This window comes from Pseudomonas sp. MWU16-30316, assembly GCF_020515645.1.
GTDB lineage: Bacteria > Pseudomonadota > Gammaproteobacteria > Pseudomonadales > Pseudomonadaceae > Aquipseudomonas > Aquipseudomonas cerasi.
The window spans coordinates 78,713-94,923 of the sequence record NZ_JAIZAZ010000007.1 but is presented as its reverse complement, the minus strand read 5'-3'; the positions used below and the strand labels follow the sequence as shown (position 1 = coordinate 94,923).

10 protein-coding genes are annotated in these 16,211 nt (G+C 60.8%); 7 read left to right on the top strand and 3 right to left on the bottom strand.

Annotation, left to right across the window (positions count from 1 at the left end):
• Positions 1-46 precede the first annotated feature (46 nt).
• From LCH65_RS20745 to azu, 5 genes are all read left to right on the top strand, one after another.
• Positions 47-2,356 carry a YgiQ family radical SAM protein gene (locus tag LCH65_RS20745; protein ID WP_003431932.1) on the top strand — a complete coding sequence of 770 codons (2,310 nt, stop codon included), beginning with the start codon at positions 47-49 and terminating at the stop codon, positions 2,354-2,356.
• Between the two features lie 494 nt (positions 2,357-2,850).
• Entirely contained in the window at positions 2,851-6,129 is a 3,279-nt protein-coding gene (locus LCH65_RS20740) for a transglutaminase family protein (RefSeq protein ID WP_058397721.1), read from the top strand.
• A gap of 89 nt (positions 6,130-6,218) precedes the next feature.
• Complete coding sequence (locus LCH65_RS20735) at positions 6,219-8,714, top strand: circularly permuted type 2 ATP-grasp protein (protein WP_054081313.1); 2,496 nt, start codon at positions 6,219-6,221, stop codon at positions 8,712-8,714.
• A complete protein-coding gene (locus LCH65_RS20730; RefSeq protein ID WP_003431929.1) occupies positions 8,714-9,607 on the top strand; it encodes a transglutaminase family protein in 894 nt (297 codons plus the stop codon). Before LCH65_RS20735 ends, LCH65_RS20730 begins: the two co-directional genes overlap by 1 nt.
• A 152-nt stretch (positions 9,608-9,759) precedes the next feature.
• The gene (gene azu, locus LCH65_RS20725; RefSeq protein WP_003366351.1) at positions 9,760-10,206 is read left to right on the top strand and encodes an azurin; all 447 of its coding nucleotides are present in this window, start codon (positions 9,760-9,762) and stop codon (positions 10,204-10,206) included.
• Between the two features lie 208 nt (positions 10,207-10,414).
• Here the strand turns inward: azu and nadE are convergent, their stop codons facing one another.
• The 3 genes from nadE to LCH65_RS20710 all read right to left on the bottom strand — a co-directional run bounded on the left by nadE (position 10,415) and on the right by LCH65_RS20710 (position 13,497).
• Positions 10,415-11,242: an ammonia-dependent NAD(+) synthetase gene (gene nadE, locus LCH65_RS20720; protein WP_003317217.1), complete on the bottom strand. Its 828-nt coding sequence runs from the start codon at positions 11,240-11,242 to the stop codon at positions 10,415-10,417.
• Positions 11,243-11,268: 26 nt separating this feature from the next.
• Positions 11,269-12,492 (bottom strand): nicotinate phosphoribosyltransferase, encoded by a 1,224-nt coding sequence (gene pncB / locus LCH65_RS20715; protein WP_024662694.1) that lies wholly within the window; start codon positions 12,490-12,492, stop codon positions 11,269-11,271.
• Between the two features lie 99 nt (positions 12,493-12,591).
• A complete protein-coding gene (locus LCH65_RS20710; protein ID WP_003366356.1) occupies positions 12,592-13,497 on the bottom strand; it encodes a LysR substrate-binding domain-containing protein in 906 nt (301 codons plus the stop codon).
• A gap of 500 nt (positions 13,498-13,997) precedes the next feature.
• Between LCH65_RS20710 and LCH65_RS20705 the strand changes: the two genes are divergently transcribed.
• Entirely contained in the window at positions 13,998-15,134 is a 1,137-nt protein-coding gene (locus LCH65_RS20705; protein ID WP_226439757.1) for a branched-chain amino acid ABC transporter substrate-binding protein, read from the top strand.
• 161 nt (positions 15,135-15,295) lie between these two features.
• Positions 15,296-16,210: a branched-chain amino acid ABC transporter permease gene (locus LCH65_RS20700; RefSeq protein ID WP_003366358.1), complete on the top strand. Its 915-nt coding sequence runs from the start codon at positions 15,296-15,298 to the stop codon at positions 16,208-16,210.
• The last annotated feature ends 1 nt before the right edge of the window (position 16,211 follow it).

Genomic DNA, 16,211 nt, shown 5'->3' with positions numbered 1-16,211 from the left:
ATTCCGCGCCCGCGATTTTTCCAACGTGCAAACGTAGGTCCTGAACATGCAATCAGCCAAGCCGTTATTTGACTATCCCAAGTACTGGGCCGAATGTTTCGGACCAGCACCTTTCCTGCCCATGAGCCGGGAAGAAATGGATCTGCTTGGCTGGGATTCCTGCGACATCATCATTGTTACCGGTGATGCGTACGTGGATCACCCGTCTTTCGGCATGGCGATCATCGGTCGTCTGCTCGAATCCCAGGGCTTCCGGGTCGGGATCATCGCGCAGCCCAACTGGCAGTCCAAGGACGACTTCATGAAGCTCGGCGAGCCGAATCTGTTTTTCGGTGTCGCTGCCGGCAACATGGACTCGATGATCAACCGCTATACCGCAGACAAGAAGATTCGCTCCGATGACGCCTATACCCCTGGCGGCATGGCTGGCAAGCGTCCGGACCGCGCAAGTCTGGTCTACAGCCAGCGCTGCAAGGAAGCCTACAAGCATGTACCGATCGTGCTGGGCGGCATCGAGGCTTCGCTGCGCCGAATCGCGCACTATGACTATTGGCAGGACAAGGTTCGCAACTCGATCCTGATTGACGCCTGCGCCGACATCCTGCTGTACGGCAATGCCGAACGCGCGATCGTCGAAGTCGCCCAGCGTCTGTCCTACGGCCACAAGATCGAAGACATCACCGACGTGCGCGGTACGGCGTTCATTCGTCGTGACACGCCGCAGGGCTGGTATGAGGTCGACTCCACGCGTATCGACCGTCCGGGCAAGGTCGACAAGATCATCAACCCGTACGTCAACACCCAGGACACGCAGGCCTGCGCCATCGAGCAGGAAAAAGGCAACGTCGAGGACCCCAACGAAGCCAAGGTGGTGCAGATTCTCGCCAGCCCGCGCATGACCCGCGACAAGACGGTCATCCGCCTGCCATCGGTGGAAAAGGTCCGTAACGACGCTGTGCTGTATGCCCACGCCAACCGCGTGTTGCACCTGGAGACCAACCCGGGCAATGCTCGCGCGCTGGTGCAGAAACATGGCGACGTGGACGTCTGGTTCAACCCGCCGCCCATTCCGATGACCACTGAAGAAATGGACTACGTGTTTGGCATGCCTTACGCGCGCGTCCCGCATCCAGCGTACGGCAAGGAAAAGATCCCTGCCTACGACATGATTCGTTTCTCGGTGAACATCATGCGCGGCTGCTTTGGCGGCTGCACCTTCTGCTCGATCACCGAGCACGAAGGGCGGATTATTCAGAACCGCTCCGAAGAGTCGATCATTCGCGAAATCGAAGAAATCCGCGACAAGGTGCCGGGCTTTACCGGGGTCATTTCCGACCTGGGCGGGCCGACCGCGAACATGTATCGCATCGCCTGCAAAAGCCCGGAGATCGAGTCGGCCTGCCGCAAGCCGTCCTGCGTATTCCCGGGCATCTGCCCGAACCTGAATACCGATCACTCGTCGCTGATCCAGCTGTATCGCAGCGCGCGCGCCTTGCCGGGCGTGAAAAAGATCCTGATCGCCTCCGGCCTGCGCTACGACCTCGCGGTCGAGTCGCCGGAGTACGTCAAGGAACTGGTTACTCACCACGTAGGTGGTTACCTGAAGATCGCCCCGGAACACACCGAGGAAGGTCCGCTCAACCAGATGATGAAGCCGGGCATTGGCAGCTATGACAAGTTCAAGCGCATGTTCGAGAAGTACACCAAGGAAGCCGGCAAGGAGCAGTACCTGATTCCTTACTTCATCGCCGCCCACCCTGGCACCACCGATGAAGACATGATGAACCTGGCGCTGTGGCTCAAGGGCAATGGTTTCCGCGCGGACCAGGTGCAGGCGTTCTACCCGTCGCCGATGGCCACGGCCACCGCCATGTACCACTCGGGCAAGAACCCGCTGCGCAAGGTCACCTACAAGAGTGATGCGGTCACCATCGTGAAAAGCGAAGCGCAGCGTCGTTTGCACAAGGCTTTCCTGCGCTATCACGATCCGAAAGGCTGGCCGATGCTGCGTGAGGCACTGGAACGCATGGGCCGTGCCGACCTGATCGGGCCGGGCAAGGATCAACTGATCCCGTTGCATCAGCCGGCTACTGACAGCTATCAGAGCGCGCGCCGCAAGAACTCGACGCCAGCGGGCAGCCACAAGGTTGCGAAAAATGCCAAGACCACGCTGATCCAGACCCAGCACACCGGCCTGCCGCCACGCGGAAGCGATGGCAGCAAGCCGTGGGACAAGCGTGAAGAGGCCAAGGCTGCCGCCATGGCGCGCAACAAGCAGGCCGCCAAGGAGCGCATGGATGCAGCCAAGGGCAAAGGCACCAAACCGCCCAAGCGCAAGCCAGTAGTGCCACGCTAAGGCGAGGTATCCGCGCAGACGCAGAGCGTCGCACGATAGTTGGTATTATCGTTCCTCGTTCTGTGGGTGTACCTATCATGTGCTCGTGTGCTGATAGTGCCGGAAATGTAGGGTCGGGCAGTGCTGAAAACCCACCTGCAATCCCTTGTGGGAGCGAGCTTGCTCGCGAAAGCGGTGGTTCAGTGATGACGCCTTCGCGAGCAAGCTCGCTCCCACGGGGTGGGAATGCCTTGGGTGAAGCTGCGCGTCTTACACCTGCAACGCGCCGCATGCGTATCCAAACGCCTTCACAATTCTTCACCCCCCACTCAATCCCTCTGCCACACTGTCTGCCTTATTACTGTGCGACCCTTGCACCGTTGGCTTTGGCCGGCACGATTTTGGTGCTGCGCCTGTTCAGGCGGGGAATGCCACTCTCGTTGGCGCACGACTTTGACCGGATGGCATAAGTCTTGCGCGGCTCAATTACCGTTCAGGCTCGCAGGAGGCACGCCGTGTCGATTCATATTGCCTTGCACCATGTCACGCACTATCGCTACGACCGCGCGGTCGAACTGGGTCCGCAGATCGTTCGCCTGCGTCCGGCCGCTCATAGCCGCACACGCGTGCTGTCTTATTCGCTGAAAGTCCTGCCTGAAAACCATTTCATCAACTGGCAGCAGGACCCTCAAGGCAATTACCTCGCGCGTCTGGTCTTCCCGGAAAAGACCGACGAATTCCGTGTCGAAGTCGATCTGGTCGCCGAGATGGCGGTGTTCAATCCGTTCGACTTCTTCCTGGAGCCCTACGCCGAGAACATTCCGTTCACCTACGCCAGCGAAGAGCAGCGCGAGCTGGCGCCGTACCTCGAAAAACTGCCGCTGACCCCGAGATTTCAGGCGTATCTGGACAGCATCAGTCGCGAGCCGATTCCGGCCATCGACTTCCTGGTCGGCCTCAACCAGCGCCTGAGTCAGGACGTCGCCTACCTGATCCGCATGGAACCCGGCGTTCAGACCCCGGAATTCACCCTGGAAAACGCATCGGGCTCGTGCCGCGACTCCGCATGGCTGCTGGTGCAGCTGTTGCGTCATCTGGGCATGGCGGCGCGCTTTGTGTCGGGCTACCTCATTCAGCTCAAGGCCGATGTCGAGGCGCTCGACGGGCCGTCCGGTACGGATGTCGACTTCACCGACCTGCACGCCTGGTGCGAGGTCTATCTGCCGGGCGCAGGCTGGGTCGGGCTGGACGCCACGTCCGGCCTGTTCGCCGGCGAAGGACACATTCCTCTGGCGTGCAGCCCCGAGCCTTCCTCGGCAGCGCCGATCAGTGGTCTGGTCGAGCCGTGCGAAACCGATTTCAGCCACGAAATGTCGGTCGAACGCATCTGGGAGGCGCCGCGCGTCACCAAGCCTTACACCGAAGCGCAATGGCAGGACATTCAGGCGCTTGGTCGACAGATCGACGCCGATCTGCTGCGCGACGATGTGCGTCTGACCATGGGCGGCGAGCCGACCTTCGTGTCCATCGACGACCGCGATGGCGCCGAATGGAACACCGCCGCGCTGGGGCCGCGCAAGCGCGAGCTGTCCGCCGAGCTGTTCCAGCGCATGCGCGAGCATTACGCGCCGCTGGGCATCGTGCATTTCGGGCAAGGCAAATGGTATCCAGGTGAGCAGTTGCCGCGCTGGTCGCTAAACTGCTTCTGGCGCAAGGACGGCCAGCCGGTGTGGCGCAATAATGCGCTGATCGCCGATGAAACCCGTGACTACGGTGCTACGGGCGAACTGGCAGGGCGTTTTCTCGCCAGTGTTGCCGAGCGCCTGAAGCTGCCGGCCCGCTTCGTTTTCCCGGCTTACGAAGACAATTTCTATTACTTGTGGCGCGAAGGCGCATTGCCAGTCAACGTCACCGCCGAAGATTCGCGGCTGGGTGACGAGCTGGAGCGTGCCCGTCTGCGCAAGGTCTTCGCTCAGGGGCTGGACAAGATGATCGGTCAGGTTCTGCCGCTGGCTCGCAACGCGGACGGTGACAGCTGGCAGAGTGGCCGCTGGTACTTGCGTGACGAGCATTGCCGTCTGGTGCCGGGGGATTCTGCGCTGGGCTATCGATTGCCGCTGGCGTCGCAGCCTTGGGTCAAGGCGGCGGAATACCCGTTCATTCATCCGACCGACCATAACCAGGACTTCCCCGAACTGGCCGACAGCGACTCGTTGACCTCAGCGCTCAAGTCCACAGACACGGACGCCGAGCGCCCGCCGAAGATCGACGAGTCGGCCGACTGGCTGACCCGCACGGCGCTGTGTGCCGAAGCGCGCGAGGGGCGGCTGTACCTGTTCATGCCGCCGCTGCAAAAGCTTGAGGAATACCTTGAACTGGTGGCGGTGATCGAAGCGACTGCAGAGGAGCTGCAGTGCCCGATCCTGCTGGAAGGCTACGAACCGCCGAGCGATCCGCGGCTGTGCAATTTCCGGATCACGCCGGACCCCGGTGTGATCGAGGTCAACGTGCAGCCTTCGGCGAGCTGGGACGAACTGGTCGAGCGCACCGAGTTTCTCTATGAACAGGCGCGCCTCACGCGTCTGACCACCGAGAAGTTCATGATCGACGGCCGTCATACTGGCACCGGCGGGGGCAACCATTTCGTGCTGGGCGGCGCAACGCCGGCAGATTCGCCGTTTCTGCGGCGTCCGGACCTGCTGCGCAGCCTGATCAGCTACTGGCACAACCATCCTTCGCTGTCGTACCTGTTTTCCGGCCTGTTCATCGGCCCGACGTCTCAGGCACCGCGCATCGACGAAGCGCGCAATGACTCGCTCTACGAGATGGAAATCGCTTTTGCACAGATGCCGAAGCCAGGCGAGCAGGTTGCGCCGTGGGTGGTGGACCGTCTGCTGCGTAACCTGCTGATTGACGTCACCGGCAATACCCACCGTGCCGAGTTCTGCATCGACAAGCTTTACTCGCCCGATGGCGCAACCGGACGTCTGGGGCTGCTCGAGCTGCGAGCCTTCGAGATGCCGCCGCATGCGCGCATGAGCCTGGCGCAACAGTTGCTGCTGCGCGCGCTGGTGGCGCGCTTCTGGCGTGAACCCTACGCACCCGCGAAGCTGGCGCGGTGGGGCACGCAACTGCATGACCGCTTCATGCTGCCGCACTTCATCGAGCAGGATTTTGCCGATGTGGTCGCCGACCTCAACGCGGCAGGCTACCCGGTGCAGGCCGACTGGTTCTCTGCGCACCTGGAATTCCGCTTCCCGAAAGTGGGCGATTACGCCGTCAACGGCATCGAGCTGGAGCTGCGTCAGGCGCTGGAGCCCTGGCATGTCCTGGGTGAAGAGGGCTCGGCCGGCGGCGCGGTGCGCTACGTCGATTCATCGCTGGAGCGTCTGCAAGTGCATATCAGCGGGCTGCCACCGCAACGCTACGTGTTGACCTGTAACGGTGTCGCAGTGCCCCTGCAGCCGACCGGACGGGTCGGCGAGTTCGTCGCGGGTGTGCGTTATCGCGCCTGGCAGCCGGCCAATTGCCTGCAACCGACCATTGGCGTGCATGCGCCACTGGTTTTCGATCTGCTCGACACCTGGATGCACCGCTCGCTGGGCGGCTGCGAGTATCATGTCGCCCATCCGGGCGGCCGTAACTACGAAACCTTGCCGGTCAACGCCAACGAAGCGGAAAGCCGTCGCCTGTCACGTTTCTTCCGCATCGGCCACACCCCAGGCAAACTGGACGTTCCGTCGCTCAACATTAACGACGAGCTGCCGATGACGCTGGATATGCGTCTGCATTAAAAAAACAGTGGCTCTGTGCGTCAGATGCACACGGACGTGACATCTGACTGCACTAATCTGAAGTCCTTACGTTGCCTGCCGAGCCTTCCATGCCCGACCTGCTTGACCACTACCCGCTGTCCGAGGGTACTTACCACGAAATGCTCGACGCCGACGGAGCCGTTCGCCCGCACTGGCGTCGTCTGTACGAGCACATGCGGCGCAGCAGCGCGGCGCAACTGATCCAGCGCCAGGCCCTGCTGACCCGGCAGATTCAGGAAAACGGTGTCACCTACAACGTCTATGCCGACCCCAAGGGTGCCGATCGCCCGTGGGAGCTGGACTTGTTGCCGCACATCATTGCGGCGGATGAATGGCAGCACGTGGCGGCAGGGATTGCCCAGCGTGCACGGCTGCTCAACGCAGTGCTCGCGGACCTTTACGGCGCGCAGACGCTGATCGCCAATGGCCTGCTGCCCGCCGAACTGGTGTTTGGCCACAATAACTTTCTCTGGCCGTGTCAGGGCGTGAAGCCCCCTGAAGGCACGTTCCTGCACATGTACGCCGTCGACCTGGCGCGTACCCCGGACGGACGCTGGTGGGTCACTGCCGACCGTACCCAGGCGCCTTCGGGTGCCGGTTATGCGCTGGAAAACCGCCAAAGCGTCGCGCGCGCCTTGCCGGAGACCTATCGCGACCTGCAGGTCCGGCACCTGTCGGGTTTCTTCGACGCGTTGCAGCAGACGCTGGCCCGTCAGGCGCCCACCAGCAACGAGGCACCGCTGATCGTCCTGCTGACGCCGGGCCGTTTCAACGAAAGCTACTTCGAACACTTGTACCTGGCGCGACAACTGGGCTATCCGCTGGTCGAGGGTGGTGATCTGACGGTGCGCGATGCCACGGTCTACCTGAAAACCCTCAGCGGCTTGCGTCGGGTTCACGCCATCATGCGCCGTCTGGACGATGACTTCTGCGACCCTCTGGAATTGCGCACCGACTCCGCGCTGGGTGTGCCGGGGCTGCTTGAGGCCGTGCGTCAGGGCAACGTGCTGGTCGCCAATGCGTTGGGCAGTGGTGTGCTGGAGTCTCCGGGGCTGCTGGGCTTTTTGCCGAAAATCAGTCAATACCTGTTTGGCGAGGATCTGATCCTGCCCTCGGTGGCAACCTGGTGGTGCGGAGAGCCGCCGGTGCTGGCCCAGGCGCTGGAAAAACTGCCGGATCTGTTGATCAAGCCGGCGTTCCCCTCGCAACATTTCGCGCCGGTGTTTGGCCGTGATTTGAATGAGGAGCAGCGTCTGGCCCTTGCCCAGCGCATGCAGTCGCGGCCCTATGCCTACGTCGCGCAGGAGCTGGCGCAGTTGTCCCATGCTCCGGTGCTACAGGCTGATGGCACCGGTTTACAGCCGCGCGCCATTGGCATGCGTGTGTATGCAGTGGCCAGTCTTGATGGCTATCGTGTGCTGCCGGGCGGCTTGACCCGAGTGGCCGCTGAAGCCGACGCCGACGTGGTATCGATGCAGCGTGGCGGGGCGAGCAAGGACACTTGGGTGCTGGGTGAGCGCTCGCACCTCGGCGAGCCGTGGAAAGGCCAGCGTAAGCTGGGTGTCTACGACCTGATTCGTCGCGACCCTTATCTGCCGTCACGGGTGGTGGAAAACCTGTTCTGGTTCGGACGTTACTGCGAGCGCTGTGACGACAGTGCACGCCTGCTGCGTATCATGCTGACGCGCTACGTCGACGACGATGACCCTCTTGCGCTGCAAGCCGCCGTCGCGCTGGCCGAGAGTCTGGGCATGCTGCCCGAGGCGCAGGAAGGCGAAGAGCTGAAGGATCGCCTGCTTGTCGCGCTGATGGGTGACGAGTGGCCGTTCAGCCTGCGCGCCAATTTGCAGCGTTTGCAGTGGGCCGCTTCGCAAGTGCGTGGCAAGTTATCCAAGGAAAACTGGCAGGCGCTGGTCGAGTTGCAGCGCGAAGCCTTGAGTCTGGAAACCGAAGAGCCGGATTTCGGCGAACTGCTGGATTTTCTCAACCGTCTGGTGATGTCGCTGGCAGCGCTCTCCGGTTTCGCGCTGGACGACATGACCCGCGACGAAGGCTGGAGCTTCCTGATGATCGGGCGACGTATCGAGCGCCTGAAGTTTCTCAGCACCAGCCTGTCGGCGTTTTTGCGCGGGCTGGTGGTTTTCGAACAGGCCGGGCTGGAGTGGTTGCTGGAGCTGGGCAACAGCAGCATCACCTATCGCTCGCGGTACATGGCGGTGCCGCATCTGATTCCGGTGCTGGACCTGTTGTTGCTCGACGAGCAGAACCCGCATGCGGTGCTGTTTCAGCTCAAGCTGGTGCAGCGCTCGTTGCGCCGCCTGAACGACGAGTTCGATGCGCCACGCGACAGCAGCCTGACGGTGTTGGCGCAGCGTCTTGCCGCGTTCGACCTGGGCAGCCTGGAGAATCCTTTGTTTGGCCAGAGCAGTATCGACGCCGTACTCGACGGGCTGGCGGACCTGCTGCAGAGCATTGGCGACAGCAGTGGCCTGGCGTCCGATCGCTTGGCGTTGCGCCATTTTGCCCACGTCGATGATGTCAGCCAACGTACGGTGTCTGTCTGATGAGCGCTTTCTACCAGATTTTCCATGACACACATTACAAGTACGACAGCCCGGTCTCGTTGGCCCAGCAACTGGCGCACCTGTGGCCGCGCAGCAGTCCCTGGCAGCGTTGCACCGAGCAGGCGCTGGAGATTCTTCCTGAACCCACCACGCGTCGCGATGAGCTGGATGTATTCGGCAACCCGCTGACCCGTCTGGCCTTCGAGCGTCCACATGATGAATTGCAGGTCAATGCGCGGTTGCGTATCGAGGTGATGGAGAAGCCGTTTCTGGACTTCAATCTGTCGCCCGAATGGGAAGTGACCCGCAGCGCGCTGACATACAGCGCCAAGCCGATGACCGAAGATATTCTGGAGGCCTGCCGCTATCGTTTCGAATCCCCCTACGTTCACCTGAAGCGCTCGTTCGTCGAGTTCTCGCAGGTCTGTTTCCCGCCGGGCCGTCCATTGTTGCTGTGTGTGCAGGCCTTGATGGAAAAGATCTTCGAGGAGTTTACCTTCGATGAAGAGGCCACTCAGGTCGCCACGCCGCTGGTGGAAGTGCTGGAGCGGCGGCGAGGCGTGTGTCAGGACTTCGCCCACTTGATGCTGGCGTGTCTGCGCTCCCGTGGCCTGGCGGCGCGCTATGTGAGCGGCTATCTGCTGACCCAGCCGCCACCGGGCCAACCCCGGTTGATCGGTGCCGACGCCTCGCACGCCTGGGTCTCGGTATTCTGTCCGGCCTCTGGCTGGGTCGACTTCGACCCTACCAACAATGTGCAGCCTGCGCTGGAGCATATCAGCCTGGCCTGGGGGCGCGACTTCTCTGATGTCTCGCCGTTGCGTGGCGTGATTCTGGGCGGCGGCACGCATGATCCTGAGGTGAGGGTGACGGTGATGCCGGTCAGCGCCTAATTACCTGCTCCCGTGAATCGTTCTTCAGAAGGGCGCTCCGTCGCGAGCGTCCGCGGGACCATTTGACGCACGTTCTTGGAACCCCGGCCCTGATCGGGCACTCTCTTCTTACATCAGTTTTACGTTAATCAAGTCCTGCCCTGGAGATTCAAATGATTCGCAAGCTTGTAGCGATTTCGCTGTTGTCATTGGCCAGTGGTCAATTGCTGGCTGCCGAGTGCTCGGTCACAGTCGATTCGACCGATCAAATGATGTACGACACCAAAGCCATTGAGATCGACAAGAGCTGCAAGGAATTCACCGTCAACCTGACTCACTCCGGCAGCCTGCCGAAGAATGTCATGGGCCATAACTGGGTGCTGGGCAAAAAGGCCGACACCCAGGCAATCGTCACCGACGGCATGGCGGCGGGCATCGACAAGGACTATTTGAAGCCGGACGACAGCCGCGTCATCGCCCACACCAAAGTCATTGGCGCTGGCGAAAAGGACGCGGTGACGTTTGACGTGTCGAAGCTCGACCCGGCACAGGAATACCAGTTCTTCTGCACCTTCCCCGGGCACATCAGCATGATGAAAGGCGCTGTGACCCTGAAGTAACGACAGGTCCCTTGAGGCGTGTGAGGAGCGTCGCACGAGTTGAGATCATCGTTCCTCAGGCTCCAGCGTGGGAATGCCTTGGGTGACGCTCTGCGTCACAGATCTGCGCCGCGCCGTACATTCCGGATAGGACGCAGAGCGTCCAGAAAGGCGTACCCACGCGGAGCATGGGCACGATAGTGTTGCAGCTCTCTCGTTCCGCACCCTCTCACGGCGCGTACGGCAATTCGCGTTTGTGCTGAGTCTTGGCGTAGGTTTCGCAAATGATCCGGAACGCTTCTTCGCGCACCGGCTCGCCGTGCAGGAAGGCGTCGATCTCGGCGTAGGTCACGCCGTGCGAGGCTTCGTCCGGTTTGCCGGGTGACAGGTCTTCCAGGTCCGCAGTCGGTACTTTCTCGACCAATGATTCCGGTGCGCCGAAATGGCGGGCGATGGCGCGTACCTGGTTTTTCACCAGACCGCTCAACGGTGCCAGGTCGCATGCGCCGTCGCCGAACTTGGTGAAGAAGCCCATCACCGCTTCGGCCGCGTGATCAGTGCCGATCACCAGCCCATGATAGGCCCCGGCGACGGTGTACTGCGCGACCATGCGCATGCGCGCCTTGGTGTTGCCGAGCACGAAATCCACCGAGGTCGCCGGAAGTCCGTCGAACGCCTTCACCTCGGCGGCCAGTGCCTTGACGCTGCTGCCGATGTTGATGGTATGGCGCTCGTCCGGCTCGATGAAATCGACAGAGGCCTGGGCTTCGTGCTCATCGGCCTGCACCACGTAAGGCAGGCGCACCGCGATGAAGCGATAAGCGTTGTCGCCCGTGCTTTCACGCAGTTCCTTGACCGCACGCTGAGCGAGCAGGCCGGCCGTCAGTGAGTCTACCCCGCCACTGATGCCGAGCACCAGGGTCTTGAGCCGTGCGTTCTGCAGGCACTCCTTGATGAAGTTGACGCGGCGGGCGACCTCGGCCTGCAGCGCGTTCTGGTCCGCGAAAGGTGGCTGGACCTTGAGCTGTTCAGCAATCTGGCGCTGTACGGCGTGCATGATTCACTCCTCGTAAATAGGACAATTCAAGCGGGTTTTTCCGGGCTCGGCAAATCCGGCACCTTGAACACATGCCGCAGGTAGGCGACAAAGTTCGGATCCTTGCACTGCGTCTTGCCGGGCTCGTCAGAGATTTTCGCCACGGCCTGACCGGCGCAAGCGGTCATTTTCAATACCATGTTCATCGGCGCAATGCCGGGGATGTCGGCCGTCAGGTTGGTGCCGATACCGAAGCTGACATTGATGCGTCCGCGCAACGCACGAAAGATATCGAGCGCCTTGGGCAGGTTCAGCCCATCGGAAAACACCAGCGTCTTGCTCATCGGGTCGATACCGAGCTTCTGGTAATGCGAGATGCATTTTTCGGCCCACTTCACCGGGTCGCCCGAATCATGGCGCAAACCGTCGAACAGCTTGGCGAAGTACAGATCGAAGTCGTTCAGGAAGGCATCGGTGGTGATGCAGTCGGTCAACGCGATCCCCAGCAGGCCGCGGTATTCGCGGACCCAGCAATCAAGCGCGGCGATCTGACTGTCGATCAGACGCGGTCCCAGCTGCTGATGGGCCATGATCCATTCGTGAGCCATGGTGCCCAAGGGTTTCAGGTCCAGCTGACGGGCCAGATGAACGTTGCTGGTGCCGACGAACTGACCTGGAAAGTCGTTTTTCAGGACACCAAGCATTTCTTCCTGCACACGATAGGAAAACCGCCTGCGCGTGCCGAAGTCCGCCACTTTCAGCTCGGCCAGTTCATCTGCCGTGGCATGCGTGGTCAGCCATTCGAACTTGTCATACAGACGATCCCGCGCCTGACTGAGCAGGGTATCCGGGTAACGATGCCGGTTGCGCACTTCGCTGACGATGGCCAGCAGCGGCACTTCAAACAAAATGACATGCAACCACGGCCCATGCAGGCGAATGCACAGTTCGTCATTCTCGATGGTGGTTTTCACGTAGCGGGTATTGAAGCGGAACAGCCCGAGAAAGCGCAGGAAATCCGGTTTGATGAAGGTGATGCGCTCCAGAAAAGCCAAATGTTCAGGGCTCAGCGACAGCTCGCACAACAGCTCGATCTGGTGCTTGATTTCATCCAGATAGGGGCGAAGGTCCTCCCCGTTGCGGCAACGGAACTCCCACTCGACGTCCACGTTCGGGTAGTTATGCAGGACGGCCTGCATCATGGTCAGCTTGTAGAAATCGGTATCGAGCAGGCTTTGCACGATGCGATTTGAAAAGGCGCTCTCGCTCATTGAATCAGGCTCTCCAGAGCAGCCGGATAAAGTGGGGCACGTGACTTCCTGTCTGTCACCATGGAAGGCTCACGGCCGGATGGGTGTGCATTGTCGCCCTTAAGCGGGGGGTTGATCCAACTGTTCCAGCATCCACTGTAGAAAAACCCGGATTTTGGGCACGTCGGCGGTGTGTTCCGGATAGGACAGGTAGTAGGCGCTGTTAGTGCTGGGCAATGCGTAATCCCAGGCAATCACCAGTTTGCCCTCGGCCAGTTCCTCCTCGACCAGAAAGCGTGGCAGCAGCGCAACGCCGCAGCCAACCTGGGCTGCGCGGATGCACATATAGAAGGTTTCAAAGCGCGGCCCGTGATAGCTGTGGTCGGTGTGATAGCCCTGGCTTTCGAACCATTCATGCCAGGCTTCTGGGCGGAAGGCATTCTGCAGCAGGACCAGCTCGCTCAGTTGGGTCGGGTCGCTGAGCGGCTCGTCCGGCAGGCTTTCGGGGGCGCACACCGCCACCAGTTCCTCGCCGAACAGCTTCACGCTTTCTGCACCGGGCGTGGCGGCCTGGCCGAAATAGAACGACACGTCGCAACGGCCTTTGATCAGATCATCGGATTCCTGCTCGTTGATCAGGTCCAGATGAATGTGCGGGTGACGCAAGCGCCAGCCCTTGAGGCGCGGCACCAGCCAGCGGGCGCCGAATGTCGACGGGGTGGAGACGCGCAGTACTTCGGTTTCTCCGCCGTAGGAGCGCAGGAAGTGGGTGGACATCTCAATCTGGGTCAGGATCTTGCGCACTTCGGCCAGGTACAGCGCCCCGGCCGGCGTCAGTTGCAGACGGCGGCGCACGCGCTGGAACAACAGGTGCTGAACCAGCTCTTCGAGTTGCGCGACCTGCTTGCTGACGGCGCTCTGGGTCAGGTTGAGTTCTTCTGCCGCGCGCGTGAAGCTCAGGTGCCGGGTCACTGCCTCAAAGCATTGCAATGCGGCTATCGAGGGCAGATGACGTTTGTTCAGCATGATGACTTCTCTGTTTGCGGCGCGAAGGGGCTGGCGTAAGCAATATGAATTATCGGAATGATATCTCGCTTAAAGGTCGTTTGTCGGGCGCATGCAGGGAGGTTATTACTGGCGCCGCGTGACGCGCTTTTCAGAATCTGACGATGGCTGCAGCAGGTCCCGTTTAATCCGCTAGCCTCAAATGGTGCGTCTCGTAGCGTTCGCGCACCGGGCGTGTGCAATTCGGTGACGTGTGCTGTTACAGGTGGGTTGCCCATCACGGCATGTGCTGGTTGCTACTCGAGTACGCTTGGGTTGCTCTTTTTTCGTCCGGGGTTGCACCTTGCGTGCTCGAAGCAACCAGAGTGCCCCTGTTGCGCGGCGTTGCATGATGGATCGACACGAAGAACACGACATCTCCCTCAACTAAAAAGCGATGGCACGCGCCTTGCTCTGAGCAACTCTGTATCTGTTTGATCATGAAAGTGCCAACTAAAAAAATATCCTCAGGAGCACCACTTATGTCGCATACGTTTTACAGGAAAGGTTTTCTGGCAATCGCAGTGGCTACTGCATTGGGCGTGTCTTCGTTTGCACAGGCGGACGTGAAAATCGGCGTAGCGGGCCCGATGACCGGCGCGAACGCGTCGTTTGGTCAGCAGTACATGAAGGGCGCGCAGGCAGCAGCCGATGCGATCAATGCGGCAGGTGGTGTCAACGGGGAGAAAATAGTACTGGTCGCGGGCGATGACGCCTGTGAGCCCAAGCAGGCCGTGGCGGTTGCCAACCGCCTGGTGGATCAGGAAAAAGTGATTGGTGTAGTCGGTCACTTCTGCTCGTCGTCGACCATCCCTGCTTCGGAGATCTACGGCGACGCTGGCATTATTGCCATTACGCCAGGCTCGACCAACCCGGCCGTGACCGAACGTGGCCTGAAAGAGATGTTCCGCATGTGCGGCCGTGACGACCAGCAGGGTGTCGTTGCGGGTGACTACATCGTCGACGTGCTCAAAGGCAAGAAAGTCGCCGTTATCAACGACAAGGACACTTACGGTAAGGGCCTCGCTGACGCAACGGCCAAGCAACTGACCGCGCGGGGCGTCAAGCCGATCCTCGAAGAGGGTCTGACCCGTGGCGAAAAAGATTTCAGTGCGCTGGTCACGAAGATTCGTTCGGTAGGCGCTGACGTCGTGTACTTCGGTGGTCTGCACCCGGAAGCCGGTCCGCTGGTTCGTCAGATGCGCGAGCAGGGCCTCAAGGACGTCAAGTTCATGTCCGATGATGGCGTCGTGACCGACGGGCTGGTCACCACTGCAGGTGGTGCACAGTACGTCGATGGCGTGTACATGACCTTCGGCGCTGACCCGCGCGCATTGCCGGACAGCAAGGCTGTCGTGGACCAGTTCCGCAAGGCCGGTTACGAGCCTGAAGGCTACACCCTCTACGCGTACGCTTCGGTACAGGCCCTGGCGGCCGGTTTCAATGGTGCCAAGTCCAACAAGGGTGACGCAGCCGCCACGTGGCTCAAGGCCAACCCGGTCAAGACCGTCATGGGCGAGAAAGCCTGGGATGCCAAGGGTGACCTGAAAGTCTCCGACTACGTGGTTTACCAGTGGGACGCCGCCGGCAAGTACAAGCAACTCGAAAAACAGAAGTGAGATAGACCTCGCGTCGGCCCTGCGCGTCAGGCGCTGATCCGATGATGGGCTCGCCCAGGAGCGAGCCTGCATCTCTTTTATCGTTTTCGGACCTGTCGGTCATGCCTCACGAGGGCGTGACTGACAGGGTGCTGAGCTGCCTTTTTGTGTGAGCGTGCGTGATGGATGGAATCTTCCTGCAACAAATGGTCAACGGACTCACCCTCGGGTCTGTCTATGGCCTCATCGCCATCGGCTATACGATGGTCTACGGCATCATCGGCATGATTAACTTCGCCCATGGCGACGTGTACATGATTTCCGCCTACCTGGCCGCCATCGGCCTCGCGGTTCTGTCTTTCTTCGGACTGGAATCCTTTCCGTTCCTGATTCTCGGTACGCTGATCTTCACCATCGTGGTGACCGGTGTTTACGGCTTCGTCATCGAGCGCGTGGCGTACAAGCCACTGCGCAACTCGACCCGTCTGGCGCCGCTGATCAGCGCTATCGGCATTTCCCTGATCCTGCAGAACTACGCACAGATCAGCCAGGGTGCGCGCCAGCAAGGCGTGCCTACATTGCTCGAAGGTGCGTGGCGCTTTGAAGTCGGCAGCGGCTTCGTGCAGATCACCTACACCAAGATCTTCATCCTCATTGCCGCCTTCGTCGGCATGGGCGTGCTGACCTACATCATCAAGTACACCAAGCTGGGCCGCATGTGCCGGGCCACCCAGCAAGACCGCAAGATGGCCTCGATTCTCGGCATCAACACCGACCGGGTCATTTCCTATGTGTTCATCATCGGCGCGGCCATGGCGGCGTTGGCCGGTGTGCTGATCACCATGAATTACGGTACGTTCGACTTCTATGCCGGCTTCATCATCGGCATCAAGGCGTTCACTGCCGCCGTGCTGGGCGGGATCGGCTCGTTGCCGGGTGCCATGCTGGGCGGTTTGATCCTGGGGGTTGCCGAGTCGCAGTTCTCCGGTCTGATCAACTCCGATTACAAAGACGTGTTCAGTTTCGGCCTGCTGGTGCTGATCCTGATTTTCCGTCCCCAAGGCCTGCTGGGTCGCCCACTCGTGGCGAAGGTATAAG